The following is a 26,817-nucleotide window of genomic DNA, read 5'->3' on the forward strand; positions in this document are numbered from 1 at the left end:
ATGCCCACCCGGATCACGGAGCTCGCCTACGACGCCGCCGATATCGGTCTGCTCGCCCGGTTCTGGTCGGATCTGCTCGGCTGGCCGATCACCCAGGAGTCCGACGACGAGGTCGACATCGAGCCCCCGGACGAATACGCCCTGCCCGAGGGGATCGCGTTCGGGCCGGTACCCGAGCCGAAGACCGGCAAGAACCGGCTGCACCTCGACCTCGCCAGCTCGTCTCCCGAGCACCAGAACGAGATCGTGACGAAGGCGCTTGACCTGGGCGCCCGCCGGGCCGACATCGGTCAGGGCGACGTGCCCTGGGCCGTGCTGACCGACCCGGAGGGCAACGAGTTCTGTGTGCTCGAGCCGCGGCCGTACTACGGCGAGACCGGCGCCCTCGCCGCGATCGTGCAGGACTGCCCGGATCCGGTGGCGCTGGCCCCGTTCTGGTCCGCCGCCAGCGGCTGGCCGATCTTCCTGTGGCGACCGCACCTGGCCGTGCTGCGCCCGCCCGGCGGCCGCGGTCCGTGGCTGGCGCTGGTGCGGACCGCGGAACCCAAGCGGGTGAAGCAGCGCATCCACATCGACGTCTCGCCGTTCACCGGCGAGGACCATGCGGCGGAGGTGTCCCGGCTGATCGACCTCGGCGCCGCGCACGCCGACGTCGGCCAGGGCGACGTCCCGTGGGCGGTCATGACCGACCCCCAGGGCAACGAGTTCTGCGTGCTGACGCCGCGGTGAGGGCTTACCGGCGCCGAGGCCGGGCCGGAGGTCCGCCGAGGGGTCGGTGTGTGCCGACCGCCGGCCGGCAGCGGCGAGTAGTGCTTCCAGCCCTGCCCTCACATTGGATTCAACACTGATCACGCCCGGCCGTAGACCGGGACGTGCGCGCCGCTGATCACGCCGGAGCTGTCCTCGCACAGGAACCGGATCACGCCGGCGATCTCGGCCGGGGTGACCCAGGTGCTGAAGTCGGCGTCGGGCATCTCGGCCCGGTTGACCGGGGTGTCGATGACGCTGGGCAGGACGGCGTTGACCCGGATGCCGTCGTCGCGGTACTCGACGGCCATCGCGTCGACGAGGGCGAGGACGCCGGCCTTGGCGGTGACGTAGCCGGCCGCGCCGGGGAACGGGCGGACCGCGGCGCGGCTGGACACGCACACGATCGACCCGCCGCCGGCGGCGATGAGGTGGGGGAGCGCGGCGTGGCTCATCAGGTAGGTCGGCCGCAGGTTGAGCCGGAGCTGCCTTTCGAAGTCCGCCACCGGGGTCTCGTGCACCCGACCGCCCACGGCGAACCCGCCGACCAGGTTCACCACGGCGGCCAGCGGCGCGCCGGGCTCGCCGGCCGCGAACGCGGCGACGTCCGCCGCGGAGTCCGGGTCGAACAGGTCGGCCCGGATGGTCCGCACCTCGGGGGTGAGCCGGGACAGCTCCGCCTCCATGATCCAGGGGACCACGACCCGCCACCCCGCGGTCACGAACGCCGCGCTGACGGCGCTGCCCAGCCCGCCGCTTCCACCAGTGATCACGACCGTGCGCATGGACTCTCCGGTTCGCCGAGCTGACGTCGTCCACCGGGATTGTTCCGCGTCCGGCCCGACCCGGCCGACCCGGCGCGCGCCGATCGCGCAGACTGGCGGCGTGCTGTCCGTTCCGGACCTGTCCCTGGTCGTGCTGATCGGTCCCGACGCCGCGGCGTTCGCCCGCCGGCGGTTCGCGCCGACCCAGGTGCTGCTCGGCGCCGCGCCGGGCGACGTGGTCGAGCGGCGGCTGGCGGCGGGCCGGGTCACGGTCGTCGACGGCACGGACGCGCCGCGGGCCCCGCTGGTCGCGCTGGCCAAGGCTCATGACGTGCACGCGGTCGCCATCGTCGTCGGCCTGGCCGAGCCGGAGCTGGGCCGGACGCTGAAGTCGTTGGCGCGGGACGGTTTCCGGCGGGTGCACGTGCTGGGCACCCTCGCGGAGGAGATCGTCGTCGAGCCGCTGCCGTGTGACCGGCGGGCCGACACCGGACCGTTCGACGTGCTCGGCGACGTGCACGGCTGCCGCGCCGAGCTGGAGGAGTTGCTGCGGCTGCTCGGCTATGCGATCGAGCGCGACGCGGGCGTGCCCGTGGGCGCCCGGCACCCGATGGGCCGGCGCGCGGTGTTCGTCGGCGATCTGGTGGACCGCGGCCCGGACACTCCCGGCGTGCTCCGGCTGGTGATGGGCATGGTCGCCGCCGGCGCCGGGCTCGCGGTGTGCGGCAACCACGAGCGCAAGCTGGTGCGTGCGCTGCGCGGGCGCAATGTCCGGACCTCATTCGGCCTGGCCGAGTCGCTGCTGCAGCTCGACCGGCAGACGCAGGACTTCCGCACGCGGGTCGAGGAGTTCTGCGCCGGCCTCGTCGCGCACTACGTGCTGGACGGCGGCAACCTCGTTGTCGCGCACGCCGGGCTGCCCGAGCGCTACCACGGCCGCGAGTCGGCCCGGGTCCGCGGCTTCGCGCTGTACGGCGACACCACGGGCGAGACCGACGAGTACGGCCTGCCGATCCGGCTGCCGTGGGCCAACGACTACCGCGGCCACGCCATGGTCCTCTATGGACATACACCGATCCTCGACCCGGTGTGGGTCAACAACACCATGTGCCTGGACACGGGCTGCGTCTTCGGCGGCCGCCTCACGGCGCTGCGCTACCCCGAGCGCGAGGTCGTCTCCGTCGCCGCGCACCGGGTCTGGTACGAGCCGGTCAAGCCGCTGGGGCCCTAGGACGCGGACTCTCCCGGCCGGCGCCGGGACTGCAGCCGGCCGCGCAGGACCCGGCGCATCATGAGGGAGGCCTTGGCGAACGCGCCTTCGGCCTCGACGTCGGACTCGGTCTCGAAGGAGTCGGCGAACTTCTGCAGCAGCTCGTTGGTGGACCTCCACAGTGGAACGAGCGCACCCGAGATCGGGCCGCCGCCGACGATCGGGCCCCCGGACAGCTCGGTCACCTTGTTGGCCAAGGAGACCGTGGCCTCGTCCCGGAACACGAGCTGCACCTCGCCGTCGACGACGCGCAGCTCCATCCGGCGGGCGGCCGCCTCCTCGGGGCTGGCGTCGGTGGTCTCCTCCGGATCCAGCTCGTCGATCTTCGCCGCGATCGCCTCCGCGTCCACGCCGAGCGACTCGAGCACCCGCGCGGCCATGCTCCCCTCCGCCCGCACCAGCGCCTCGAGCATGTGGTGGGTGCCCACCGGGGCGTCCCCGGCCAGCGCCTCGGTCGCCGCCGAGACCTCGTCCGTGGCCGGGGTCCACCGCTTCTTGCCTGCCGTTCCCGACTCCGGCTCGGATCCGATGCTGAGCAGGTGCAGCACCATCGACCGGACCTTGGTGAAATCGCCCAAGCGCCGCGCCATGATCTGCGCCGCGACCCCCTCGCCCTCGCGGATCAGGGCCAGCACGATGTGCTCGGTCCCGATGTAGTTGTGCTTGAGCTGCAACGCCTCCCGCAGCGCCAGCTCGAGGCACTTCTTGGCGCGCGGCGTGAACGGGATGTGCCCGCCCGGCTTCTCCTTGCCAGGGCCGATGATCGACTCGACGTCCTCGCGGACCATCTCCCTGGTGAGCCCGAGCCGGCGCAGCGCCTGGGCGCCGATGTTGTCCGGCGAGTTGAACAGGCCGAGCAGGAGGTGCTCGGTCCCGATGTAGTTGTGCTGCAGGAGCCGGGCCTCTTCCTGGGCGCTGACGACGACCGTGCGGGCCTTGTCGGTAAATCGCTCGAACATGCCTCCATGGTGACAACCCTGTCAATGCGCTGTCAGTGATAGAGTCACCCTCATGACATCAGAGTGGGAGGACCGCCTCGCCAAGTGGCAGGCCGAGCTGGAGCTGTTCGCCCAGCTCGACGACGTTCAGTGGGTCCCCCTCGCCCAGGCCGAGGCCGAGACCGGCGTGTCCCGGTCGGCGCTGCGTTCCTGGTACCGCAACGGCGAGATCCAGTCCCGGCTGGTCGACGGCCCCAACGGCCCGCAGCGCCTGGTGCCCCTTGACGCCGTCGTCGAGCGCGCCGCCAAGTCCCCGCGCATCCAGCGCCGCGCCGAGCGCGAGATCAGCCTGGAGGCCCAGGTGACCCTGCTGCGCCACCGGATCGACCAGCTCGAGCTGCGCCTGGCCGCCCTCGAGCGCCGCGCGGACGGTTAGCCGGCCTCCTCGCGCAACGGCATCTCCCGGGCCAGCGCCCAGGTCGCGGCCAACGCGACGGCGAAGCCGCCGATACCGGACGCGAGCGCCAGCCCCACCGAGCCGGATCCGGTGACGTTCGCAAACCGCGCGCCGACGCCGATCTCGGTCGCGGCGACGACGGCCACCGCCAGCGGCGCCGTGATCACCAGGCCGTACCAGTACAGGCGCCGGAACGTGGCGGCGGCAAGGGCCCCTGCCACCGCCCACGCGAGGTAGACCAGCACGTAGGTGAGCAGGATCGGCCCGACCTCGCCGCCCGAGGTGAACAGGTAGTCCCGGGTGAGCCGGTGCGGCCAGCCGGCGACCCGGTAGAGGGCCAGCTCGAGCAGGTAGCCGACCGTCGTCAGCGCGGCCAGGACGGCGGCGAACGCGACCAGGTAGACGCTGGCCCGCCGCAGGAAGTCGCGCCTTGTCCGCCCGTGGGCGACGTGCAGGCGCAGGTAGACGCCGGTCAGCCAGATCCCGGTGCCGAACGCGAACCACCTGAGCACCTGGGTGAGGTGCTCCCAGAAGCTCCCGGTCACCGTGCCGAAGATCGCGCGTCCGGCCACGAAGAGGACGCTCAGCAGGAACAGGCCCAACCAGATCAGCACGGCGTAGGCCAGCGCGCCGGGCTCCGGGAAGCGGGCGATCGACCACGCCCTGCGCTCGGTCATGCCGGCTCCTTCTCGGTGAGGTGGATGAACAGGTCCTGCAACCCGACCGGCCCGAGCTCGAGCCCGGCGGCTCGGGCCCGCTCGAGCAGCGAGTCGTGGATCGGACCGTAGATCGTCGTCGACTTCGTCGGCCCGAGCTGCCGCTCGCCGAGCACCGGATACCCGTTGACGATCCGGTCGACGGCCTCGGCCGGCCCGGTGACCGCGACCCCGCGCGAGCGCAGCGCCTCGACCTCCTCGTGCAGCACGAGGCGGCCCCGGTCGATGATCACGACGTCCTCGAAAAGCGCGCCCACCTCGTCGATCAGGTGCGTGGACAGGACGAACGTGCGCGGGTGGGCGATGAAGTCGCTGAGCAGCTCGTCGTAGAACAGGTACCGGGTGGGCACGTCCATGCCGAGGTGCGACTCGTCGAACAGCGTCACCGGCGCCCTGGCCGCCAGCCCGAGCACGGCGCCGAGCGCGGACCGCTGCCCCCTGGACAGCGAGCCGATGGTCTTGCGCGGCGACAGCCCGAACCGGTCGAGCAGCGTGCCGGCGTACTCGGCGTCCCAGTGCGGCCGCAGGTCCGCGGCGAAGCTCAGCGCCACCTCGACCCGGTCGGACCTGCCCACCGTGTCGCAGGTGCTGCGGATCAGGCACACCTGGCTGGTGACCTTCGGGTTCTCGAACACCGGCTGCCCGCCGATCCGCACGGTTCCGCCCGACGGCTTGCAGAACGCGGCCAGCACCGACAGCAGGCTGGTCTTGCCCGACCCGTTGCGCCCCAGCAGCCCGTAGATCTTCCCACCGTCCAAAGTGAACGTCAGCCCGTCCAGCGCGGCGACGTTCCCGTAGCGCAGCCGCAGATCCGCGACCTCGATGGGAGGACTCATCGCCCCTCTCCGTCCGCGTGCTCCTCGATGCGCGCGATCACGTCGGCGAGCGGGATGCCGATCGCCCTGGCCTCGGCCACCATCGGATCGACCACGTCGGCGAAGAAGCTCTTCCTGCGCTGGGCCCGCAACGCGTCCCGGGCCGTCGGGCTGACGAACATGCCGATGCCTCGCTTCTTGTACAGGACTCCCTCGTCCACCAGCTGCTGGAACGCCTTGGCGGCGGTCGCCGGATTGATCCGGTAGAAGGCGGCGTACTGGTTGGTCGACATGACCTGCTCGTCCCGGTCGAGCGCCCCACTGAGCACATCCGCCCTGATCCGATCGGCAATCTGCCGGTAGATCGGACTCCGGTCGTCGAACATGCCCGCCTCACTGGTTCATTACTGATGTAAGGAACCATAGCAGCTGCGCAACCACGCGCTCAACCGGCAGCCGCCGACGCCACTCGGCCACCCGCCAAACAGTGCGCCCGCGGCCCCCGACCCCGATCGGTCACGCCCGCAGGCGCAGTCCCCTTGGCGTGGCGCGGAACCCGGCGTCGCGGAGGATCTCGGCGAGGCGGGAGGTGAGGGCGGTTTCGCCGTCGGCCTTCTGCACGGCGAGCTGGCCGAGCCAGCCCTCGCGGACCGCGCGGGAGAGGCGTTCGGCGGCCGTGCGCAGGGCGGCCTCGTCCTCGGTGAAGGACAGCAGGGAGCGGCCGCCGCGCTCGACGTAGAGCACGGGGACACCGTCGACGAGCACCGCGAGGGCGCCGGCTTTCCTTGCCGGACGGTGCTTTCCACCGCCCACCGGGTCCGGCCATGGCAGCGCGGCGCCGTACGGCTGGGCGGGGTCGGCGGCCGCGAGCACGACCGCCGCCGGGTCGGCGGGCGGCAGCGAGCCCTCCGAACGGGACAGCGCGCGCAGCCGGTCGACCGCGCCGCGGGCGGCGAACTGGGCCGCGCCGAGGCCCTCGACCACGTAGCCGCGGACGATCTGCCCGGACTCCTCCTGTGCCCGCAGCACCCGGTAGACCGCGCTGAACCCGCCGCTGACCCGTTCGGTGTCCAGCGCTCCCCGGGTGAGAACCCCGTGCCGCTCAAGGAAGGCCTCGGCCCTGGCGTGTGCGCGGCGGGTCGGGTCGGTCTCCCTGGGGGCCACGAGGGACCAGCGGCCGGCGACGGTCGGCGGGCCGGTGCGGGTGGGCATCGCCGGCCGCGTGGCCCGAAGGCGCGCGTAGCGGCCGCGAGGCGCCGAGCGGCGCGGCTTGTGCGCCGCCCCGCCACCGGACACCAGGGCCCGCAGGGGGGCCAAGGTGTCGTTGGTGACCAGCCCGGCCCACAGCAGATCCCACAGCGCGGCAACGACATCGGTGTCCGGGGGAGCGGTCGCGCCGCCGTCGACCAGCATCATGGCCGCCCGGTCGGCCACCTGCCGGAAGAACAGCGCGCCACCGTCCAATGAGGACAGAACGGCGCCGTGCAGCGGGGTGTCCGGCACCGCCTCCTCGACGTCGGGCAGCAGCAGGTCGGCCACATCCGTCGGGGCGACGGCGATCCAGCCGTCCCCACCGGCCAGCGGCCCGCAGCCGCACCAGGTCACCTCGCCGGCCGCGGTCAGCTCGTCGAGCAGGGCGGGCGAGTAGCCGGGCAGCCGGGACGGCAGGATCAGCGACTCGACCGCACTGGCCGGCAGCGGCGCCCCGGCCAGCTGCTCCACCACGGCAAGCACGTCGTCGGCGGTCGGCGCGGTGCGCATCCGCTTGCCCACGCCGTGCCAGGCCGGCAGGAACCGCCCGAGCGCCGCCGGTTCGACCGGCTCCACCTCGGCCCGCAGCCGGGCCAGCGACGCCCTGCGCAGCCGCCGCAACACGTCCGCGTCGCAGTACTCCGTGTGCGTCCCACCCGGCCGCAGCTCGCCGCGCACCAGCCGGCCAACGGCCACCAGCCGGTCCAGCACCCCGGTCACCACCGAGACCCCGAGCCCGAACCGGGCCGCCGCCTCGGCCGCCGGGAACGGCCCGTGCGTGCGGGCGTAGCGGGACACCAGGTCTCCCAACGGATCCGCCACCGGCTCGGTGAACGCCTCCGGCACTCCGACCGGCAGCGCCACCCCCAGTGCGTCGCGCACCCGGCCGGCGTCCTCGATCGCCACGTACCGCTCGTCGCCGGCGATCCGCACCCTGATCGCCCGCCGCGCGGATTCCAGCTCGGCCAACCACTCCGGCCGCACCCCGCGCTCCGCGGCCTCCACAATGGACAGATCACCGAGGAACCGCAGCAGGTCGGCGGCGTCCTCGACGTGCCGGGCGTGCCGGGACGGGTCCAGCCGCTGCAGCGACCGCTCGACCTCGGCCACCACGTCGGCGTCCAGCAGCTCCCTGATCGCCTCGGAGCCGAGCAGCTCGGCAAGCAGCGCCGAGTCCAGCGACAGCGCCGCGGCCCGCCGCTCGGCCAGCGGAAGGTCGGCGTCGTAGAGGAACAGCCCGGCGTAGCCGAACATCATGCTGCGCGCGAACGGCGACGCCGACTGGGTCTCGACCTCGACGACCCGCACCCGCCGGGCCCGCACGTCGGTCATCAGCTCGCGCAGTCCCGACACGTCGTACACGTCCTGCAGGCACTCCCGCATGGCCTCCAGCACCACCGGGAACCGCTCGTACTTCGCCGCAACGGACAGCAGCTGGGCCGAGCGCTGGCGCTGCTGCCACAGCGGGGTGCGCCGCCGGGGATCCCGGCGGGGGAGCAGCAACGACCGCGCCGCGCATTCCCGGAACCTCGACGCGAACAGCGCGGAGCCGCCCACCTCGGCCACCACGATCTGCTCGACCTCCTCCGGGTCGAGCAGCACGTCCTCGGCGCCGGCCACGATCTCCGCGCCGGCGTCGTCCACCAGGTCCGGCAGCCGCACCACGATGCCGTCGTCGGAGTGCACCACCTGGGTCTCGATCCCGCGCCGCTCGCGCAGCCGCGCGGCGATGGCCAGCGCCCACGGGGCGTTGACCTGAGCGCCGAACGGCGAGTGCACGACCATCCGCCAGTCGCCGAGCTCGTCGCGGAACCGCTCGACGAGCAGGGTCCGGTCGTCCGGCACGTGCCGGGTGGCCTCCCGCTGCTCGGCCACGTAGGCGAGCAGGTTGTCGGCGGCCCACTCGTCCAGCCCGGCCTCGGCCAGCCGGGCCCGCGCCGCCGCATCGTCCATAGTGGACAGCTCGCGGACGAACCTCCCGTACGCCCGGCCGAGCTCCAATGGTCTGCCGGGGGCGTCGCCCTTCCAGAACGGCATCCGGGCCGGCTCGCCCGGCGCCGGCACCACGATCACCCGGTCGTGCGTGATGTCCTCCACCCGCCACGCCGAGGTGCCGAGCAGGAACGTGTCGCCGACCCGGGACTCGTAGACCATCTCCTCGTCCAGCTCACCCACCCGGGAGCCGGGCCCGCCCTCCGAGCCGGGCGTCGTCACGGTGAACAGGCCGCGGTCGGGGATCGTGCCGCCCGAGGTGACCGCCAGCCGCTGCGCTCCCGGCCGGCCGCGCAGCTCCCCGGTGATGCGGTCCCAGGTGACCCGGGGCCGCAACTCCCCGAACTCCTCGCTCGGGTAGCGCCCGGCCAGCATGTCCAGCACCGAGTGCAGCGCCGAGTCGGGCAGCGAGGCGAACGGCGCGGCCCGCCGCACCAGCGTGGCGATCCGGTCGACCGTCCACGGCTCCAGCGCCACCATCGACACGATGTGCTGGGCCAGCACGTCCAGCGGGTTGCGCGGGTAGCGCACGGCCTCGATCGCCCCGGCCGCCATCCGCTCGGCGACCACCGCGCAGGACACCAGATCTCCCCGGAACTTGGGGAACATCACCCCGCGGGACACCGCGCCCACCTGGTGGCCGGCCCGGCCGATCCGCTGCATCCCCGCCGAGACCGTGGGCGGCGCCTCGATCTGGATCACCAGGTCGACCGCGCCCATGTCGATGCCCAGCTCCAGCGAGGACGTGGCCACCACGCACGGCAGCCGGCCGGACTTGAGCTCCTCCTCGACCACGGTGCGCTTCTCCCGGGCCATCGACCCGTGATGGGCCCTGGCGATGACCGGATCGGCCACGCCGGCCGCCCAGCCGGACTCGGCGATCACCTCGGCCGGGAAGTGCCCGACGTCCTTCGGGTACACCGGGTCTTCCGCGGCCAACTCGTTGAGCTTGGACGTCAGCCGCTCGGCCAGCCTCCTGGAGTTGGTGAACACGATCGTGGACCGGTGCTGCCGCACCAGGTCGAGCACCCGCCGCTCCACCGACGGCCAGATCGACGGGCGCCGCGCCTCGCCCGACTCCGGTTCCTGCTCGGATACCGCGGCCATGTCCTCGACCGGGACCTCGACCCGCATCTCGATGGTCTTGCTGATCCTCGGCTGGATCACCGTCACCGGCCGGCCGCCGGCCAGGAACGCGCCGACCTCGTCCACCGGACGGACCGTGGCCGACAGCCCGATCCGCTGGGCCGGCCGGGGCAGCATCGCATCCAGCCGCTCCAGCGACAGCGCCAGGTGCGAGCCGCGCTTGGTGCCGGCCACCGCGTGCACCTCGTCGACGATCACCGTCTCCACCCCGCGCAGCGACTCCCTGGCCGCGGAGGTGAGGATGAGGAACAGCGACTCGGGCGTGGTCACCAGCACGTCGGGCGGGGTGCGGGCGAACGAGCGGCGCTCTTCGGCCGGCGTGTCCCCGGTGCGCATGCCGACGGTGATCGACGGCTCCGGCAGGCCGAGCCGGTGCGCGGCCTGGCGGATGCCGGCCAGCGGCGCGCGCAGGTTGCGCTGCACGTCGACGGCCAGCGCCTTGAGCGGGGACACGTACAGCACCCGGCACCGCTGCGTGCGGTCGATCGGCGGCCCGGCGGAGGCCAGCCGGTCCAGCGCCCACAGGAAGGCGGCCAGCGTCTTGCCCGACCCGGTGGGCGCGACCACCAGGGCGTGCTCGCCGGCCGCGGCCGCCCGCCACGCGCCGACCTGGGCCTCGGTGGGCGCGGCGAACGCACCGGCGAACCAGTCCCTCGTCGCCGGCGTGAAGAGGTCGAGCACGGTGCCGTCGCTGCCCACGCCCACCATCTTGACCCAACCCACCGACAATGCCGTCGATCTGGGAGACCGAGCCCACCGCGGTGGACAGTCATGGCAGCATCTTCGGCAGCAGTTCAGGCGAGGGGAGAACGGTGAACGTCCTGTCGGTGGATCTCGGCACGTCCAACACCGTTGCCGTGCTCGCCGCGCACGGTCGACCGCCGCGAGTGGTCGATGTGGACGGGGCGTCGATGATGCCGTCCGCCGTGTTCGCCGCCGAGGACGGGAGCCTCGTCGTCGGCCGGGACGCCGACCGGCGGGCCCGGTTGGATCCGTCGCGGTTCGAGCCCAACCCCAAGCGTCGCATCGACGAGGGCACGCTGTTGCTGGGTGACGCGGTGGTGCCGGTGACCGACGCGCTGGCCGGGGTGCTGCGCCGGGTCATCGAGGAGACCTCGCGCCAGCTCGGCGGCAAGCGCCCGGACGAGGTCCGGCTGACCCATCCGGCGCAGTGGGGTCCGGTGCGGCGCAACGTGTTGCTGTCGGCGGCCCGGCAGGCGGGGATGGGCTCGAACCTGGTGTTGGTGCCCGAGCCGGTGGCCGCGGCCGCGCATTTCGCGTCGTTTCCGGATCGGAGTCTGGTGCCGGGCCAGGCGTTGGCGGTCTACGACCTGGGTGCCGGCACGTTCGACGTGGCGGTCGTCGGCGCGACCCAGAACGGGTTCGTGGTGCTGGCCGAGGCGGGTCTGCCCGACCTCGGCGGGCTGGATGTCGATCAGGCGTTGCTCGAGCACGTCGGCCGGCAGGTCTCCGCCCGCGACCCGGCCCGCTGGCAGAACCTGCTCCGCCCGACGTCCACCGGCGACCGGCGGGCCCAGCGGGCGTTGCGCGAGGACGTGCGCGCCGCCAAGGAGTCGCTGTCCCGGCACCCGCAGACCGACCTGCCGCTGCCCGAGCCGTTCAACGACGTGCTGGTGACCAGGGTCGAGCTGGAGGCGTTGATCCGGCCCGGCATGCTGCGCAGCGTCGAGCTGCTCGCGGCCACCATCCGCTCCACCGGGCTGAGCCCGGACCGGCTGGTCGGCATCTACCTGGTCGGCGGTTCGAGCCGGATCCCGCTGATCGCCACGCTGATCGCCGAGCAACTGCGGGTCGTGCCCACCAGCCTCGACCAGCCCGAGACCGCGGTCGCCCTCGGCGCGCACCACGTGCCGCAAGAGGGCATCACGATGCGCACCAGCGACATGAGCAGCACGATCGAGGTCGTCCAGCGGACCCAGCGGATGGCCCCGCCCGCCGGGTACACCCCGCCGGCCGCGTCCCCTCCCGGCGGCTTTCCGGCCAGCGGGCCACAGCCGGTCGTGCCCCAACCGGGACCGCAGAGCGGACCGGTTCCGGTGGCCGCGCCGCCCCGGCCGACGCCGCAGTTCGTCGGCCACCCGCCCCAGCCCGAGCGTTCCAACAAGAAGCCGCTGATGATCCTCGGGGCCATCACGGCCGTCGCGCTGATCGCCGTGGCGGTGGTGTTCTTCGTGACGTCCGGCGGCTCGGGCGGCGGCGGAGGCGGTGGCGGCGTGACCGCCGAGCAGTGCGGCGACCAGACGCCGGACGACAAGGGGTTCAGTGGCTGCATGCGCACGCTGGCCGGCCGGGTGCTGGAGAACAACGACTGCCAGCCCGGAGTGACGTTGCCGACCGGCGGCGACCCGATCCCCGCGCCCGGCGCCACGGCGGCGACCTGCACGCTCGACGGCGGCCGCACGGTCTTCTACTACCACTTCACCTCGCCCGAGGTCGCCGAGCAGAGCATCGACGCGGTCCTCGCCGGGTTCCAGAAGAGCAGGGAGGAGGCCGACGGCGGCGACTGGGAGGGCGGCGGACTGCGGGGCAGGTACTACGCCGTCGACACCAACCTCGGCGTCGAGTTCCTCGCCTTCACCGCCAACGACAGCCCGGTCATGGGCATGCTGATGCAGGTGGGCAGCGGGTCGTCCGGCCAGAGCCTGACGGACTACTTCAACGAGCACATCAAGCCCGGTTCGAACGGCTGATCCGCGTGCCCGTCCTGTCGGTGGCTCTCGGCACGTCCAACACGGTCGCCGTGCTGTCCGGGCACGGGCGGCCGTCGCGGGTGGCGGAGGTGGACGGCTCGGCGCAAGGACCGGCCGCTGGTCGGCTGGCTGACCCGGACCCGGCCGGGCGGCGACGACCTCACCCCGGACACGCTGGCCGACTACTTCGGCCAGCAGGTCCGGCCGGGAACCTAACGCCGGTTACGCAGTGCGAGCAGCCCGACGACGATGCAGGCCACCAGGCTGCCGATCACCCCGATCGTGAGCAGCGTGGACTCCAGCCCGGACATCTCGAGGTCCATGCGCCCGATTCTGCCGGGCACGTAGGGTGGTGTCGATGCGCATCACGGTCTTCCGCAGGCTGATGGCCCAGGAGTTCGGCGAGGTCCGCGCCGACATGCTGGCCCGCGACCACGTCTTCAGCTCGCTCGGCAACCGCACGGTCGACGAGGCGCTCGAGGCCGGGTTGCCCACCAAGGAGATCTGGCGCGCCGTCTGCGACACCTTCGAGATCCCGCCCGAGCGCCGCTGAGGGGCCGGCAAGCATACCCGCCCGGCGTGTCGTAACATCCTCGAACATCAGTTCGTCTAGTGTGTTGTCCACAGCCGGGTCAGCTGTCCACAGATCGGCGCGGCAAGCCCAAAACGTCGGCCCCCGGCCGTAGCGTCGGCGGCGTGAGTGCACAGACTCGAACCAACCGAGGTGGATCCAAGATGCCAGCAGCACCGGACCGGGAGAAGGCGCTCGAGCTCGCCCTCGCCCAGATCGACAAGAACTTCGGCAAAGGGTCGGTGATGCGCCTCGGCGACGAGGGCCGCGCTCCGATCGAAGTCATCCCCACCGGCTCCATCGCGCTGGACGTGGCGCTGGGCATCGGTGGCCTGCCGCGCGGCCGGATCGTGGAGATCTACGGCCCGGAGTCCTCCGGCAAGACGTCGCTCGCCCTGCACGCCGTGGCCAACGCGCAGCGGGCCGGCGGCATCGCGGCGTTCATCGACGCCGAGCACGCGCTCGACCCCGACTACGCCAAGGCGCTCGGCGTCGACACCGACGCCCTCCTGGTCTCCCAGCCCGACACCGGCGAGCAGGCCCTGGAGATCGCGGACATGCTGATCCGCTCCGGTGCCCTGGACGTCCTCGTGATCGACTCCGTCGCCGCCCTGGTCCCCCGCGCCGAGATCGAGGGCGAGATGGGCGACAACCACGTCGGCCTCCAGGCCCGCCTCATGTCCCAAGCCCTCCGCAAGATCGCCGGCGCGCTCAACACCTCCGGCACCACCGCCATCTTCATCAACCAACTGCGCGAAAAGATCGGCGTCATGTTCGGCTCGCCGGAGACCACCACCGGCGGCAAGGCGTTGAAGTTCTACGCCTCCGTCCGCCTGGACGTGCGCCGGATCGAGACCCTCAAGGACGGCGGCGAGGCGGTCGGAAACCGCACCCGGGTCAAGGTGGTCAAGAACAAGTGCGCGCCGCCGTTCAAGCAGGCCGAGTTCGACATCCTGTACGGGCACGGCGTCAGCCGCGAGGGTTCGCTCATCGATATGGGTGTGGAGCAGGGAATTCTGCGCAAGTCCGGTGCCTGGTACACCTACGAGGGCGATCAGCTCGGGCAGGGCAAGGAGAACGCGCGCAAGTTCCTGCGGGACAACCCCGACGTGGGCAACGAGATCGAGAAGCGCATCAAGGAGAAGCTCGGCATCGGCCCCAAGCTCGACGCCGACGACAAACCCGCCCCGGTTGATTTCTAGGTTCCGGAGGAGGGGGACCGGGGTGGGCCCCCGGGGGTTGGAGGCGCGCTTGTATGTGGATGGCTGGGTTTTCGTTGGCGGGTGCCGGTTGGCGGGTGGGGCGCGGTAGTCGGGCGGTGGTGAGGTTGGGTCGGCGGGTGGCGGTTGTCGGGGATGGCTGACGCGCCGAACGTTGAGGATCCGGTGCAGCGGGCCAAGGACATCTGTTTGCGGTTGCTGACGGTTCGGCCGCGGACCCGGGCGGAACTGCAGCAGGCGTTGGCCCGCAAGGGAATTGATGGCGAGGTCATCGAGGGGGTGCTCGGGCGGCTCGACGCGATCGGTCTGGTGGACGACAGGTCGTTCGCCGAGGTGTGGGTGCGGTCCCGGCACACCTACGAGGGGCTGGGGCGGCGGGCGTTGGCCGCGGAGCTTCGGCGCAAGGGGGTGGAGGAGTCGGTGACCGCCGAGGCGGTGGCGGCGATCGACTACGGCGCCGAGGAGGAGCGGGCGCGTCAGTTGGTCCGCAAGAAGCTGCGCACGCTCGGCGGGGCCGACGACGCCGTCAGGGTCCGACGGCTGGTGGGCATGCTGGCGCGCAAGGGCTACTCGCAGGGCATGTCGTTCCGGGTGGTTCGGGACGAGCTCCGGTCGGCGGACGCGGACACCGACCTCCTCGACGACGCCCCGCTCGACTGATCCGGTCGGCCGTCATCGCGGTGAGGCCGTGATCACACCACCAACCGGGGGCTTACCAGGCGATTCGCGGCGTGTGGTACTTGTCCTACCGGCACCGGAGCGGCACAGTCAGCGGTACGGGGCCACCGGTGGCAAGCCGGGCGGTGGTTACTCGACGTGACGGTGTTGAATCGTCGAATCACCCAGGATCAGGCCGGATAACCGAAGACGAGGACACGATGACCACAAGCGTGGGCGCCAAGAGCCGGGCGCAGATTCCCGCGCGCACCCTCCGTACCGATCGTTGGTGGCGTCCGCCGGTGGTGACCGGCGCCGTTCTCGCCTTCTTCATCGTGTACGCCACCGGCCGGATCTTCATGAACGACTATTACTGGGTCCCGGAGTTCCAGTATCTGACGCCGGTCTACTCGCCGTGCGTGAGCGAGTCGTGCGTGCCCGGCTCGGTCCACTTCTTCACGATTCTGCCCGCCATGCCGGTGTTCATCCCGATCGCGCTGATCACGTTCGCGATCCTGGCCGGCTTCCGCGGCACCTGCTACTACTACCGCAAGGCCGGCTACCGGTCGTTCTTCCTGGCGCCCGCGGCGTGCGCGGTGCCCGAGCCGCACAAGAAGTACACCGGGGAAAGCCGGTTCCCGCTGGTGCTGTTGAACGCGCACCGCTACTTCTTCTACGGCGCCGTGCTCTTCGGTCTGATCAACATCTACGACGGCGTCCTGGCCTTCCACGGCAAGGACGGCGGGTTCGGCATCGGCCTCGGCACCCTGATCATCTGGGTGAACCTGGTGATGCTGTGGGGCTACACGCTGTCCTGCCACGCCTGCCGGCACATCGTCGGCGGCAAGCTGAAGAACTTCTCCAAGCACCCGCTGCGGTACGCCTACTGGAACTTCGTGTCCAAGCTCAACGCCAGGCACGCCCAGTTCGCCATGATCTCGCTGTTCACGGTGATCTTCACCGACGCGTACATCATGGCGGTGTCCGCGGGCTGGATCTCCGACCTTCGCTTCGTCAACTGAGTAGGAACCATGATTCAGGTTGAGCGGCATGCCTATGACGTGGTCGTGATCGGCGCCGGGGGCGCCGGTCTCCGCGCGGTCATCGAGGCGCGGCAGCGGGGGCACAGCGTGGCCGTGGTGTGCAAGTCGCTGTTCGGCAAGGCGCACACCGTGATGGCCGAGGGCGGCTGCGCCGCGGCGATGGGCAACGTCAACTCCAACGACAACTGGCAGGTCCATTTCCGCGACACGATGCGCGGCGGCAAGTTCCTCAACAACTGGCGGATGGCCGAGCTGCACGCCAAGGAGGCCCCGGAGCGGGTCTGGGAGCTGGAGACCTACGGCGCGCTGTTCGACCGCACCAAGGACGGCCGGATCAGCCAGCGCAACTTCGGCGGCCACACCTACCCGCGGCTGGCCCACGTCGGCGACCGAACCGGCCTCGAGCTCATCCGGACCATGCAGCAGAAGATCGTTTCCTTGCAGCAGGACGACTTCAAGGAGTTCGGCGACTACGAGGCGAAGATCAAGGTGTTCGCCGAGTGCACGATCACCGAGCTGCTCAAGGACGGCGATCGGATCGCCGGCGCGTTCGGCTACTGGCGCGAGTCCGGCCGGTTCATCCTGTTCGAGACGCCGGCCGTGGTGCTGGCCACCGGGGGCATCGGCAAGTCGTTCAAGGTCACCTCGAACTCCTGGGAGTACACGGGGGACGGTCACGCGCTCGCCCTGCGCGCCGGCGCCACGCTGATCAACATGGAGTTCGTCCAGTTCCACCCGACCGGCATGGTCTGGCCGCCGAGCGTGAAGGGCATCCTGGTCACCGAGGGCGTCCGCGGCGACGGGGGAGTGCTCAAGAACTCCAAGGACGAGCGGTTCATGTTCGGCTACATCCCGCAGGTGTTCAAGGGCCAGTACGCCGAGGCGCCGGACGAGGCCGACCGCTGGTACACCGATCCGGACAACAACCGGCGCACCCCGGACCTGCTGCCCCGCGACGAGGTGGCCCGCGCGATCAACACCGAGGTGAAGGAGGGCCGCGGATCCCCGCACGGCGGCGTGTTCCTCGACATCGCCAGCCGGCTGCCGGCCGAGGAGATCAAGCGCCGGCTGCCGTCGATGTATCACCAGTTCAAGGAACTGGCCGATGTGGACATCACCAAGGAGCCGATGGAGGTCGGGCCGACCTGCCATTACGTGATGGGCGGGGTCGAGGTCGACCCCGACTCCGGGTCGTCGGTCGTCCCCGGCCTGTTCGCCGCCGGCGAATGCTCCGGCGGGATGCACGGCTCCAACCGGCTCGGCGGCAACTCGCTGTCCGACCTGATCGTGTTCGGCCGCCGGGCCGGCCTCGGCGCCGCGTCCTATGTGGAGTCGTTGGACCGCAGGCCGGCGGTCAACGAGTCCGATGTGGACGCCGCGGCGCACGCGGCCGTCGCGTCGTTCGACCCGCCGCCCGACGGCGTCGAGGCGGAGAACCCCTACACGCTGCACAGCGAGCTGCAGCAGGCGATGAACGACCTGGTCGGCATCATCCGCACGGCCGACGAGATGAAGCGGGCGCTGGACAAGCTGGCCGAGCTCAAGCAGCGGGCGCGCAACATGATGGTCGAGGGGCACCGGCAGTTCAACCCGGGCTGGCACCTGGCCATCGACCTGCGCAACATGCTGCTGGTCAGCGAGTGCGTGGCCAGAGCGGCGCTGGCCCGCAAGGAGAGCCGCGGCGGCCACACCCGGGACGACTACCCGGACATGGAACCCAGCTGGCGCAACAAGTTGCTGGTCTGCCGGGCCGCAGCGGACGACGACGCGCCGGTGCCCGCGGTCACCGTCACCGAGCAGCCGCAGGAGCCGATGCGGCCGGACCTGCTCGAGCTGTTCGAGCTGTCCGAGCTCGAGAAGTACTACACCGACGCCGAGCTGGCCGCCTACCCGCGAAAGAAGAGCTGACATGGGCTACAAGGCCGAGTTCCGGGTGTGGCGCGGGGACGCCGACTCCGGGTCCCTGCAGGACTTCACCGTCGAGGTGAACGAGGGCGAGGTCGTGCTCGACATCATCCACCGCCTGCAGGCCACCCAGGCGCCCGATCTCGCGGTTCGCTGGAACTGCAAGGCGGGCAAGTGCGGCTCGTGCTCGGCGGAGATCAACGGGATGCCGCGGCTGCTGTGCATGACCCGGATGTCGATCTTCGAGGAGAACGAGGTCATCACGGTCACCCCGATGCGGACCTTCCCCGTGGTCCGCGACCTGGTCACCGACGTGTCGTTCAACTACACCAAGGCCCGCGAGATCCCCGCGTTCCATCCCCCGGCCGGCGTCGCCCCCGGCGAGTACCGGATGCAGCAGGTCGACGTGGAGCGCTCGCAGGAGTTCCGCAAGTGCATCGAGTGCTTCCTGTGCCAGAACACCTGCCACGTGGTGCGCGACCACGAGGAGAACAAGGAGAGCTTCGCCGGTCCGCGCTACCTGATGCGGATCGCCGAGCTGGAGATGCACCCGCTGGACGCCGCCGACCGCACCCGCGCCGCCCAGTCCGAGCACGGCCTCGGCTACTGCAACATCACCAAGTGCTGCACCGAGGTCTGCCCGGAGCACATCAAGATCACCGACAACGCCCTGATCCCGATGAAGGAACGCGTCGCCGACCGCAAGTACGACCCGGTGGTGTGGCTGGGCAACAAGCTGTTCCGCCGCGGCCGCTGATCACAGCAGGGCAAGCAGGGCGGCGCCGACCGGGCCCAGCCAGCGGCCGATCCTGGTCAGCGCCTCGACCACCGAGCCGCCCGCGGAGGCGAGCGCACCGGCGTCCTTGAGCGCCTCGGTGAACCGGCGCAGGTGCCCGCCGATCCCGGCCTGATCGTGGGCGGCGGCCGCGACCCTGGCCTCGTCGAGCGCCCGGCCCGCCCGCTGCCGCTCGGCCGGGGTCAGCCGCAGCTCCGCCAGCGCGCGGGTGAGCAGCTCGAGATCCTGTCCCAGCGACACACTCAGGTCGCCACCGGCGTAGATCCCGCCCCGGTTGTCGATCCGTTGCCAGGACCGGTTGTCCTGGTAGTCCCCGCCGACCGAGACGTTCCCGTCCCCGATGTTGATCCCGCCCGCGCCGCCGGTGACGTCCCGGAACCGGTAGTTGTCGCCCATGGTTCGGCTCCCGTCAGTAGCGGCGGCGTCGTTGCCGCATGCGTCGGTCGTGCCGCCGCCGGGCCGCCTTGGCCATCGCCGTTCCGATCGCCATGAGCAGGGCGCCGGCCACGAAGGCGACGAGGGCCACCGGCAGGATCGTGATCCCGTCGTAGGTCGCGTCGAACGGGTTGTCCGCCGCCGAGTCGGGTCCGATCTTCATTATGAACGACACGATGACGAACCCCACGCCGCCGAAGCCGGCCAGCATCACCAGCATGCCGATGCCGGCGAGCAGGCGGCCGATGCCCTTGCCGCTCACCATCGCGTCCAGCGGGTCGGGCTGGCCCACCTGGACGTCGTAGTTGTCGCCCTCCAGATAGGCGCGCTGATCGTGGTAGTAGTCCCGGCCGGCGTAGTGGCCGCCGCGGTTGTCGACGTGTTGCCAGGACCGGTTGTCCCGGTAGTCCCGCCCGGCGGCGCGGTTGCCCCGCCCGATGTTGACGGGTCCCTGACCCGACCTGACGTCGCGGAACCGGTAGTTGTCGCTCATCTGCGCCCGCCCTCCACTTGGTGCACGCCTCACCGATGGCGACGCCGACGCTTGTGATACCTACGTTTTGGCCAGACCCAGCCGGTCGATCTCGGCGTTCAGCGCGCGCCGCGGGATCTTCTCGAACGGGTCGACGGACACCCTGCCGTTGTCGAGGTTCCAGACCCCGGCGATCCGGCCGCCGTAGAGCACGACCGGGGAGATCCACCCGGCGGTGCGGCTGACCTCGGCGCGGTGCTCGGCCGGGATCAGGTCCCGGTTGACCGCGATCACGTACTGGTCGAACGCGGGCAGCAGCCGCACCAGCGTGCTGCGTGTGGTGTCACGCAACGAGTCGAGGTCGGCGGTGCGGGCGAGCGCCCTGACCCCTTCGACATCCACTTCGGACAGCTCGTCCCGCACGGCGGCGAGCCAGCCGCGCAGCAGCGAGACCTTGGCGACGCCGCGGAACAGCCACTGGCCGAAGTCGTCGAGCGTCGCCGGGCCGTACGCGGCGAGATAGGACCGCAGCAGCCGCGGCCCGGCCTCGTCCGCGGTGACCGGCCGCCAGCCGGGCAGCCAGGTGGCCGGGCTGGTGAAGGTGATCCGGTTGCCGTTCGACGGGCCGTGGCACAGCAGCCCGAGCCAGCTGGCCGGCTTGAGCGCGAACCCCCAGCCGGAGCGCAGGATCTCGGCCAGGTGCGGCGACCCGGTGTGCTCGAGCACGGCCTCGGTCAGCTCCTCGCGGGTGAGGATCCGGCCGGGCAGCACGTCGGCGATCGCCTCGATGATCCCGTTGATCTCGGTCAGGGTGATGCCGTGCCCGCGCAGCACGCTCGGCCGCTCCCACGTGCGCACCGCGCCAGCGCGGCACCGTACGCGGCCGCGTCGTCGGCGGCGTGCAGGTGCAGCGTGCCGCGCACCGACCAGCACCGGACCAGCGTCCGATCCTCGCGCAGCGCCATGTCCACCTCGCCGGCCCGCGGCCGCGCCTGACGCACCGCGATCGCCTGCTCGGCGGCGGACTGCACCTGGGCCTGCACCCCGCACAGCACGCGGGCCAGCTCCACGGCCGACGCCGTACCCGGCTCGGCGAGGTGCTGCCGGCCCATTCGCCAGGCGAGCACCTGATCCCGACGCAGCGTCAGCACGGCCACTCCTCACCTGTTCAAGCGGGGCGTAACCAGTTATAGTGGTGTCGTGGTCAGGGAGTCAAGCGAGCTGATGCTGCGCTGGGACGGCGGGGTCGAGTTCCCGTTCGACGCCGGCGCGCTGTGCCTTGAGCTGCCGACCACCGGTGGGGTCGGCAGCTACCTGAGGCACGAGGCGCTGCGCACACCGGACGATCTTGCCCGATGGCTGGCCGACTGCCGGCTGCGCCTGACCGACGTGCGGGTGGTCGATGACGACCTGCCGGCCGCGCGGCAGCTGCGCAGCGCCATCTGGTCCGCCGCGCACGCGGCGATGACCGGCCGGCCGCTGCCCCGCCCGTCGGTCGGGATGATCAACGAGTTGGCCGCGCGACCGGCCCCGATCCCGCTGCTGGCGGGGGATCGGCGTAGCTGGGCGATCGCCACGACCGGAGCCCAGGCGCTGTCGGCGATCGCCAGGGACGCGATCGACCTGTTCGGTGGGCCCTACGCGAAGCGGGTCCGGATGTGCACGGCGCCCGACTGCGAGCTGATCTTCGTTGACCTGTCCCGCCCGGGAAAGCGGCGATGGTGCTCCATGGAGCGCTGCGGCAACCGCGCCAAGCAGCGTGCCCGCCGCCGCTGATCGGTCAGATCCGGTAGCCCCGGTTCCGGATTCGCTCCCGCCGGCCGTACGCGGCCCTGGCCAGCCAGGACCCGACGGTCGCAAGCAGGACGCCGGCCACGATCGCGACCAGCCCGCCCGAGCCGAGCGGGATTCCGCTCAGCCGCGCGCCGAACGCGTCGTCGGGAAGGTCGCCCGAACTGATCGAGCTCACGAACGCCAGGATCAGCCAGACCCACGCGGCCGCACCGGCGGCGATCACGGTCAAGCCGGCGACCCGCAGCAGGCGGGCCGCGTCCCGCGACGTGATCGGCCGGATCGGTGCGACATTGGACCGCCTGGCGCGGACGTCGTAGTAGTCCCGGCCGGTCGAACGGCCCCGCATTCGAAGGTCGCTTCGCTGCCAGGACTGAAGTTCCTGAACTTTGCCGGGAACGATGGGGCCACGTAGAGCACGGAGATTGTTACTGTACGTCATAGCGGGCGCCTCCCGCGCGTCACCCACGGACACGTGCATCGTAAATCGTCAGCGCGTCCATGAACGTGACGTGTGACACACTGGAACCTGGCTGTTATTCAACTGAAGATCAGAAATCTTCGCTGAACTGTCAGGCGCCGGTGCTCAACGCGGAGGCGAGCTGGACCTCCTCCGGCTTCGGCCCCTCGAGATCCAGATGCTTCTTGCTGCGCCGCTCGCGCTTGCTCAGGTAGTGCGCCAGCCAGGTGAGCAGCAGGCACATGACGATGTACATTGCCGCGACCACGATCGTCAGCGGCACCAGCGGCCGGCCGAACTGGGCCTGGCTGCCCAGGAAGCGGGCGTAGCGCAGCAGCTCCTCGTAGGTGATCAGGAAGCCGAGCGCGGTGTCCTTGAGCAGCACGACGAGCTGGCTGACGATCGCCGGAAGCATCGCCCGCAGCGCCTGCGGCAGCAGCACCAGGTTCATCACCTGGGTCTTGCGCATGCCCACCGCGTAGGCGGCCTCGCTCTGCCCCCGCGGCAGCGCGAGCACGCCGGCCCGGAAGATCTCCGCAAGCACCGCGCCGTTGTAGAGCATCAGGCCGAGCACCACGGAGTTGATCGGCGCGCCGAGCCCGATCCCGTAGTGGAACACGAACATCAGGATGACCAGTGGGATCGCCCGGAACAGCTCGACGACGAGCATCGACGGCACCCGGATGATCGCGTGGTCGGACAGCCGCCCGGCGGCGAAGATCGCCCCGAAGATCAGGGCGAGGACCGCGCCGATCGCGAACGCCTTGAGCGTGTTGACCAACGCGTCGATCAGGTCGCGCTGGATCTGCGCGTACTCGATCCACTCCCAGCGCCGGGCGTCGAACTGGCCGGAGTCGGCGAACCGGAAGATCACGAAGGCGACGACCCCGACCACGGCGAGGGTGCCGACGACCGCATAGATCCGGTGCCGCGCGCGGGCCCTCGGGCCGGGCAGGTCGAACAGGTTCATGCTCATCGCGCCACGCTCCACCGCTTCTCCAGGGCGCGCTGCAGCAGGGTCAGCGGAATGACCAGGATGACGAAGAGGAACGCCACCCAGAGCAGTCCGATGAGGACGCTCTCGCCGCGCTCGGAGAGGTAGTCGCGGATCGCGCCCGCCTCCACCACCGAGAAGCCGGCGGCGATCGTGGTGTTCTTCAGCAGTGCGATCATCGTGCTCACCAGCGGCGGCACCACCGAGCGGGTGGCCTGCGGCAGCACCACATTGGCCAGGCTCTGGCCGAACGTCAGCCCGAGCGCCCTTGCCGCCTCGACCTGACCGGTGGCCACCGTGTTGATGCCGGAGCGGACGACCTCGCAGACGAACGCCGACGTGTACAGCGTCAGGGCGATCACCGCGCCGAGGAACGGGGTGAAGTCGTCCTGGCTGATGATCCGCAGCAGCGGGAACGCGAAGACGAAGAAGAAGAACACCAGGGTCAGCGGGGTGTTGCGGACGATGGTCACGTAGGCGGTGCCGGTCGCCCGCAGCACCGGCACCGGGCTGACCCGCAGCATCGCCAGGATCGTGCCCAGGATCAGCGACCCGGCGGCGGAGACCAGGAACAGCAGGATCGTGTTGCGGAACCCGCGCAGGAAGATGTCGGTGTTGTCGAGCAGGACGTCCATCGATGCCTCTCGCCGCGGCCAGCCACGCCAACTGGCCGGTGACCGCCGCGGCGGTCACCGGCCAGTGAACCGATCAGTACTTCTCGAGCGTCGGCTTCTGCGCCGTGGCGCCCGACTTGCCGAGCGTGCTGTCGTAGATCTTCTGCCAGGTGCCGTCGTCCAGCGCGTTCTGCAGGATCTCGTTCACCTTGTCGCGCAGCGGCTTGTCGTCCTTGGGCAGGCCGATGCCGTACGGCTCCTTGGAGAAGGTCTTGCCGACCACCTTGAACTTGTCCGGCTCCTGGGCCGCGTAGCCCTTGAGGATGGCGTCGTCGGTGGTGACCGCGTCAACCTGGCCCTGGTCGAGCTGGGTCACGCACTGCGAGTAGTTCTGCAGCTCGGTGATCTGGTCGGTCAGCTTCTGGTCGCGCACCCGCTGGATGGGGGTGGAGCCGGTCACCGAGCAGACCTTCTTGCCCTTCAGCGTCTCCGGGCCGGTGATCGAGTTGTCGTCCTTCTTCACCAGCAGGTCCTGGCCGGCGGTGAAGTACGGCCCGGCGAAGGAGATCTGCTGCTTGCGCTTGTCGTTGATGGTGTACGTGCCGACGTAGTAGTCCACGTCGCCGTTGATGATCGCCTGCTCGCGGCCGGCCGACGGGATCGCCTTGTACTGGATCTTGCTCTCGTCGAACCCGAGCTTGGCCGCCACCAGCTTGGCGATCTCGATGTCGAAGCCGCTGTACTTGCCGGTGGTCGGGTCCTTGAACCCGAGGCCCGGCTGATCCTCCTTGACCCCGATGATGACGTTGCCGCGGCTCTTCATCTTGGCGAACGTGGCCGAGCCTTCGACGTTCACATCCGCGGCGGGCGCCTGCGTCTGGGGTGGCGAGCCGGAGTCACCGGGGGAGCCCTCCTTGCCGCAGCCGGTCAGGGCCAGGCCACCGACCAACAGCCCCACTGCCAGGGTACGAACCCTCATCGTTCTGTCTCCAACTCTGTAGATCACGCGGCGCGGGCGACCACGCCGCAGAACAACACCTCAATGCGTGAGGATCTTGCCAAGGAAGTCCTTTGCCCGATTGGATTTCGGCGCCGTGAAGAAGTCGTGCGGGCTGGCGTCCTCGACGATCTCGCCGTCGGACATGAAGACCACCCGATGGGCCGCGTTGCGCGCGAACCCCATCTCGTGGGTGACCACCAGCATGGTCATCCCCTCCTTGGCGAGGTTGACCATGACGTCCAGCACCTCGTTGATCATCTCGGGGTCGAGTGCCGAGGTGGGCTCGTCGAAGAGCATGACCTTGGGGCGCATGGCCAGCGCCCGGGCGATGGCGGCCCGCTGCTGCTGCCCGCCGGACAGCTGGGCCGGGTACTTCTGCGCCTGGTTGGCGATGCCCACCCGCTCGAGCAGCTCCATGGCCCGCTTGCGGGCGTCGGCCTGCGACTCCTTGCGCACCTTGACCGGGGCGAGCATGACGTTGTCGATGATCGTCTTGTGCGCGAACAGGTTGAACGACTGGAAGACCATCCCGACGTCGGCGCGCAGCCGGGCCAGCTCCTTGCCCTCAGCGGGCAGCGGCTTGCCGTCGACCTCGATGAGCCCGGAGTTGATCGGCTCCAACCGGTTGATCGCCCGGCACAGCGTCGACTTGCCCGATCCGGACGGCCCGATCACGACGACCACCTGGCCCCGCGGCACCTCGAGGTTGATGTTCTTGAGCACGTGCAGCGGCCCGAAGAACTTGTCCACCTCCACCATCTTGATCATGGGCGGCGCGGGGTTCGCTGCGGTCATCTGGCCTCCACGGCGCGTTGGTCGGGGTCGAGACTAGCCGGCACGTGCTGGCGGCACCCTAACGCCACCCACTGTCGGGTTCGTGTCGCTTGCCCAACCCGTAAGGTCTCAACTCCATCACGCTCGGGCCGAGGCCCAGGTCAGATCGCCGCAGCGTACGCTCGAGAGCTGAGATGAGCGCGCGTACATACCAGGTTCGCACCTTCGGGTGCCAGATGAACGTCCACGACTCCGAGCGGCTGTCCGGGCTGCTTGAGCAGGCCGGCTACGTCCCGGTGCCCGCGGACGCGGTGCCCGACGTCGTGGTGCTCAACACCTGCGCGGTCCGGGAGAACGCCGACAACAAGCTGTACGGGACCCTCGGGCACCTGGCCACCACCAAGGCCAGGCGCGGGCTGACCATCGCCGTCGGCGGCTGCCTGGCCCAGAAGGACCAGCACCGGGTGCTGGAGCGCGCCCCCTGGGTCGACGTGGTCTTCGGCACCCACAACCTGCACAGCCTGCCGGTCCTGCTGCGCCGGGCCCGCGACCAGGGCACCGCCCAGGCCGAGTTCTTCGACGAGATGCAGCGCTTCCCCTCGGCCCTGCCGGCCCGGCGGGCCAGCGACTGGTCGGCCTGGGTGGCGATCAGCGTCGGCTGCAACAACACCTGCACCTTCTGCATCGTCCCCAAGCTTCGCGGCAAGGAGCGCAGCCGCCGGGTCGGCGACGTCGTCGCCGAGGTCCAGGCCCTGGCCGACAGCGGCGTGCTCGAGGTCAGCCTGCTCGGCCAGAACGTCAACTCCTACGGCACCGACCTGCCCGGACACCGGCAGCTGTTCGGCGACCTGCTGCGCGCCCTCGACGGCGTGGAGGGGCTGGAGCGGCTGCGCTACACCAGCCCAAACCCCAAGGACTTCCGCGACGACGTCGTCGAGGCCATGGCCGCCTGCCGGCCGCTGTGCGAGCACGTCCACTTCCCGCTGCAGTCGGGCTCCGACCGGGTCCTGCGGCTGATGCGCCGCGGCTACCGCCGCCGCCGCTACCTCGAGATCCTCGGCCGGTTGCGGGCCGCCATCCCCGGGCTCGCCTGCTCCACCGACATCATCGTCGGCTTCCCGGGCGAGACCGAGGCCGACTTCGCCGACACCCTCGAGCTGGTCGAGCGGGCCCGGTTCGACTCGGCCTTCACCTTCCAGTACTCCCCACGCCCCGGCACCGAGGCCGCCACCATGCCCGACCAGGTCCCCCCCGAGGTGGTCAAGGACCGCTTCCAGC

24 protein-coding genes and 3 pseudogenes are annotated in these 26,817 nt (G+C 71.0%); 12 read left to right on the plus strand and 15 right to left on the minus strand.

Features of this window, described 5'->3' with window-relative positions:
* Positions 1-729 carry a VOC family protein gene (locus VGX25_RS26580; RefSeq protein WP_326920637.1) on the plus strand — a complete coding sequence of 243 codons (729 nt, stop codon included), beginning with the start codon at positions 1-3 and terminating at the stop codon, positions 727-729.
* Between the two features lie 119 nt (positions 730-848).
* Here VGX25_RS26580 and VGX25_RS26585 read toward each other — a convergent pair whose 3' ends face one another.
* A complete protein-coding gene (locus VGX25_RS26585; RefSeq protein WP_326920638.1) occupies positions 849-1,532 on the minus strand; it encodes an SDR family NAD(P)-dependent oxidoreductase in 684 nt (227 codons plus the stop codon).
* 100 nt (positions 1,533-1,632) lie between these two features.
* Here VGX25_RS26585 and VGX25_RS26590 point away from each other — a divergent pair.
* Positions 1,633-2,733: pseudogene (locus tag VGX25_RS26590) on the plus strand (metallophosphoesterase); the annotation flags it as partial.
* A 5-nt stretch (positions 2,734-2,738) separates the two neighbouring features.
* On the opposite strand, the gene VGX25_RS26595 reads toward VGX25_RS26590, so the two are convergent.
* Complete coding sequence (locus tag VGX25_RS26595) at positions 2,739-3,209, minus strand: Clp protease N-terminal domain-containing protein (protein WP_414635976.1); 471 nt, start codon at positions 3,207-3,209, stop codon at positions 2,739-2,741.
* 36 nt (positions 3,210-3,245) lie between these two features.
* Positions 3,246-3,740: pseudogene (locus tag VGX25_RS26600) on the minus strand (Clp protease N-terminal domain-containing protein); the annotation flags it as partial.
* A gap of 52 nt (positions 3,741-3,792) precedes the next feature.
* Here VGX25_RS26600 and VGX25_RS26605 point away from each other — a divergent pair.
* A complete protein-coding gene (locus tag VGX25_RS26605; protein WP_326920639.1) occupies positions 3,793-4,155 on the plus strand; it encodes an excisionase in 363 nt (120 codons plus the stop codon).
* Here VGX25_RS26605 and VGX25_RS26610 read toward each other — a convergent pair.
* The 4 genes from VGX25_RS26610 to VGX25_RS26625 form a co-directional block, all read right to left on the minus strand.
* Entirely contained in the window at positions 4,152-4,853 is a 702-nt protein-coding gene (locus VGX25_RS26610; RefSeq protein ID WP_326920640.1) for a hypothetical protein, read from the minus strand. The two genes, VGX25_RS26605 and VGX25_RS26610, sit on opposite strands and share 4 nt — an antisense overlap.
* Positions 4,850-5,728: an ABC transporter ATP-binding protein gene (locus tag VGX25_RS26615; RefSeq protein ID WP_326920641.1), complete on the minus strand. Its 879-nt coding sequence runs from the start codon at positions 5,726-5,728 to the stop codon at positions 4,850-4,852. Before VGX25_RS26615 ends, VGX25_RS26610 begins: the two co-directional genes overlap by 4 nt.
* Complete coding sequence (locus VGX25_RS26620; protein ID WP_326920642.1) at positions 5,725-6,093, minus strand: GntR family transcriptional regulator; 369 nt, start codon at positions 6,091-6,093, stop codon at positions 5,725-5,727. The genes VGX25_RS26615 and VGX25_RS26620 overlap by 4 nt, the downstream gene beginning before the upstream one ends.
* Before the next feature lie 130 nt (positions 6,094-6,223).
* Positions 6,224-10,795, minus strand: coding sequence for an ATP-dependent helicase (locus VGX25_RS26625; protein ID WP_414635974.1), 4,572 nt, complete (start codon positions 10,793-10,795; stop codon positions 6,224-6,226).
* A gap of 113 nt (positions 10,796-10,908) precedes the next feature.
* Between VGX25_RS26625 and VGX25_RS26630 the strand changes: the two genes are divergently transcribed.
* From VGX25_RS26630 to VGX25_RS26660, 7 genes are all read left to right on the plus strand, one after another.
* Positions 10,909-12,807, plus strand: a complete 1,899-nt coding sequence (locus tag VGX25_RS26630; RefSeq protein WP_326920643.1) for an Hsp70 family protein — start codon at positions 10,909-10,911, stop codon at positions 12,805-12,807.
* A 358-nt stretch (positions 12,808-13,165) separates the two neighbouring features.
* On the plus strand, positions 13,166-13,360 hold the full coding sequence (locus VGX25_RS26635; RefSeq protein ID WP_326920644.1) for a DUF3046 domain-containing protein: 195 nt from the start codon (positions 13,166-13,168) through the stop codon (positions 13,358-13,360).
* Between the two features lie 182 nt (positions 13,361-13,542).
* Complete coding sequence (recA, locus tag VGX25_RS26640) at positions 13,543-14,580, plus strand: recombinase RecA (protein ID WP_326920645.1); 1,038 nt, start codon at positions 13,543-13,545, stop codon at positions 14,578-14,580.
* A gap of 153 nt (positions 14,581-14,733) precedes the next feature.
* Positions 14,734-15,258, plus strand: a complete 525-nt coding sequence (locus tag VGX25_RS26645) for a regulatory protein RecX (protein ID WP_326920646.1) — start codon at positions 14,734-14,736, stop codon at positions 15,256-15,258.
* A 218-nt stretch (positions 15,259-15,476) separates the two neighbouring features.
* Entirely contained in the window at positions 15,477-16,277 is an 801-nt protein-coding gene (locus tag VGX25_RS26650) for a hypothetical protein (RefSeq protein ID WP_326920647.1), read from the plus strand.
* A gap of 9 nt (positions 16,278-16,286) precedes the next feature.
* Entirely contained in the window at positions 16,287-18,206 is a 1,920-nt protein-coding gene (locus VGX25_RS26655) for a fumarate reductase/succinate dehydrogenase flavoprotein subunit (RefSeq protein ID WP_326920648.1), read from the plus strand.
* Position 18,207: 1 nt separating this feature from the next.
* A complete protein-coding gene (locus VGX25_RS26660; RefSeq protein ID WP_326920649.1) occupies positions 18,208-18,960 on the plus strand; it encodes a succinate dehydrogenase/fumarate reductase iron-sulfur subunit in 753 nt (250 codons plus the stop codon).
* Here the strand turns inward: VGX25_RS26660 and VGX25_RS26665 are convergent, their stop codons facing one another.
* The 3 genes and pseudogenes from VGX25_RS26665 to VGX25_RS26675 form a co-directional block, all read right to left on the minus strand.
* The gene (locus VGX25_RS26665; protein ID WP_326920650.1) at positions 18,961-19,395 is read right to left on the minus strand and encodes a hypothetical protein; all 435 of its coding nucleotides are present in this window, start codon (positions 19,393-19,395) and stop codon (positions 18,961-18,963) included.
* Between the two features lie 13 nt (positions 19,396-19,408).
* Positions 19,409-19,927, minus strand: a complete 519-nt coding sequence (locus VGX25_RS26670) for a hypothetical protein (protein ID WP_326920651.1) — start codon at positions 19,925-19,927, stop codon at positions 19,409-19,411.
* Between the two features lie 60 nt (positions 19,928-19,987).
* A pseudogene (locus tag VGX25_RS26675) lies at positions 19,988-21,018 on the minus strand (winged helix DNA-binding domain-containing protein).
* Positions 21,019-21,106: 88 nt separating this feature from the next.
* Here VGX25_RS26675 and VGX25_RS26685 point away from each other — a divergent pair.
* Positions 21,107-21,682, plus strand: a complete 576-nt coding sequence (locus VGX25_RS26685; RefSeq protein ID WP_326920654.1) for a CGNR zinc finger domain-containing protein — start codon at positions 21,107-21,109, stop codon at positions 21,680-21,682.
* Between the two features lie 4 nt (positions 21,683-21,686).
* On the opposite strand, the gene VGX25_RS26690 is transcribed toward VGX25_RS26685, so the two are convergent.
* From VGX25_RS26690 to VGX25_RS26710, 5 genes are all read right to left on the minus strand, one after another.
* The gene (locus tag VGX25_RS26690) at positions 21,687-22,046 is read right to left on the minus strand and encodes a hypothetical protein (RefSeq protein WP_326920655.1); all 360 of its coding nucleotides are present in this window, start codon (positions 22,044-22,046) and stop codon (positions 21,687-21,689) included.
* Between the two features lie 223 nt (positions 22,047-22,269).
* Positions 22,270-23,133: an amino acid ABC transporter permease gene (locus VGX25_RS26695; RefSeq protein WP_326920656.1), complete on the minus strand. Its 864-nt coding sequence runs from the start codon at positions 23,131-23,133 to the stop codon at positions 22,270-22,272.
* Entirely contained in the window at positions 23,130-23,786 is a 657-nt protein-coding gene (locus tag VGX25_RS26700) for an amino acid ABC transporter permease (RefSeq protein ID WP_326920657.1), read from the minus strand. The genes VGX25_RS26695 and VGX25_RS26700 overlap by 4 nt, the downstream gene beginning before the upstream one ends.
* A gap of 73 nt (positions 23,787-23,859) precedes the next feature.
* Positions 23,860-24,744 carry a glutamate ABC transporter substrate-binding protein gene (locus VGX25_RS26705; protein ID WP_326920658.1) on the minus strand — a complete coding sequence of 295 codons (885 nt, stop codon included), beginning with the start codon at positions 24,742-24,744 and terminating at the stop codon, positions 23,860-23,862.
* A gap of 60 nt (positions 24,745-24,804) precedes the next feature.
* Complete coding sequence (locus VGX25_RS26710) at positions 24,805-25,533, minus strand: amino acid ABC transporter ATP-binding protein (RefSeq protein ID WP_326920664.1); 729 nt, start codon at positions 25,531-25,533, stop codon at positions 24,805-24,807.
* A gap of 200 nt (positions 25,534-25,733) precedes the next feature.
* Here VGX25_RS26710 and miaB point away from each other — a divergent pair.
* Positions 25,734-26,817: tRNA (N6-isopentenyl adenosine(37)-C2)-methylthiotransferase MiaB (gene miaB / locus VGX25_RS26715; protein ID WP_326920659.1), on the plus strand; the 1,084-nt coding region annotated here is incomplete at its 3' end.

The sequence above is a fragment of the Actinophytocola sp. genome (genome assembly GCF_035942955.1).
Classification (GTDB): Bacteria; Actinomycetota; Actinomycetes; order Mycobacteriales; family Pseudonocardiaceae; genus DASYTH01.

Excerpts from the sequence above, each read along its gene's own strand:
- VGX25_RS26580 (WP_326920637.1), top strand. The coding sequence starts at position 1 with ATGCCCACCCGGATCACGGAGCTCGCCTACGACGCCGCCGATATCGGT.
- VGX25_RS26585 (WP_326920638.1), bottom strand. The coding sequence starts at position 1,532 with ATGCGCACGGTCGTGATCACTGGTGGAAGCGGCGGGCTGGGCAGCGCC.
- VGX25_RS26605 (WP_326920639.1), top strand. The coding sequence starts at position 3,793 with ATGACATCAGAGTGGGAGGACCGCCTCGCCAAGTGGCAGGCCGAGCTG.
- VGX25_RS26610 (WP_326920640.1), bottom strand. The coding sequence starts at position 4,853 with ATGACCGAGCGCAGGGCGTGGTCGATCGCCCGCTTCCCGGAGCCCGGC.
- VGX25_RS26615 (WP_326920641.1), bottom strand. The coding sequence starts at position 5,728 with ATGAGTCCTCCCATCGAGGTCGCGGATCTGCGGCTGCGCTACGGGAAC.
- VGX25_RS26620 (WP_326920642.1), bottom strand. The coding sequence starts at position 6,093 with ATGTTCGACGACCGGAGTCCGATCTACCGGCAGATTGCCGATCGGATC.
- VGX25_RS26635 (WP_326920644.1), top strand. The coding sequence starts at position 13,166 with ATGCGCATCACGGTCTTCCGCAGGCTGATGGCCCAGGAGTTCGGCGAG.
- recA (WP_326920645.1), top strand. The coding sequence starts at position 13,543 with ATGCCAGCAGCACCGGACCGGGAGAAGGCGCTCGAGCTCGCCCTCGCC.
- VGX25_RS26645 (WP_326920646.1), top strand. The coding sequence starts at position 14,734 with ATGGCTGACGCGCCGAACGTTGAGGATCCGGTGCAGCGGGCCAAGGAC.
- VGX25_RS26650 (WP_326920647.1), top strand. The coding sequence starts at position 15,477 with ATGACCACAAGCGTGGGCGCCAAGAGCCGGGCGCAGATTCCCGCGCGC.
- VGX25_RS26655 (WP_326920648.1), top strand. The coding sequence starts at position 16,287 with ATGATTCAGGTTGAGCGGCATGCCTATGACGTGGTCGTGATCGGCGCC.
- VGX25_RS26660 (WP_326920649.1), top strand. The coding sequence starts at position 18,208 with ATGGGCTACAAGGCCGAGTTCCGGGTGTGGCGCGGGGACGCCGACTCC.
- VGX25_RS26665 (WP_326920650.1), bottom strand. The coding sequence starts at position 19,395 with ATGGGCGACAACTACCGGTTCCGGGACGTCACCGGCGGCGCGGGCGGG.
- VGX25_RS26670 (WP_326920651.1), bottom strand. The coding sequence starts at position 19,927 with ATGAGCGACAACTACCGGTTCCGCGACGTCAGGTCGGGTCAGGGACCC.
- VGX25_RS26690 (WP_326920655.1), bottom strand. The coding sequence starts at position 22,046 with ATGCGGGGCCGTTCGACCGGCCGGGACTACTACGACGTCCGCGCCAGG.
- VGX25_RS26695 (WP_326920656.1), bottom strand. The coding sequence starts at position 23,133 with ATGAGCATGAACCTGTTCGACCTGCCCGGCCCGAGGGCCCGCGCGCGG.
- VGX25_RS26700 (WP_326920657.1), bottom strand. The coding sequence starts at position 23,786 with ATGGACGTCCTGCTCGACAACACCGACATCTTCCTGCGCGGGTTCCGC.
- VGX25_RS26705 (WP_326920658.1), bottom strand. The coding sequence starts at position 24,744 with ATGAGGGTTCGTACCCTGGCAGTGGGGCTGTTGGTCGGTGGCCTGGCC.
- VGX25_RS26710 (WP_326920664.1), bottom strand. The coding sequence starts at position 25,533 with ATGATCAAGATGGTGGAGGTGGACAAGTTCTTCGGGCCGCTGCACGTG.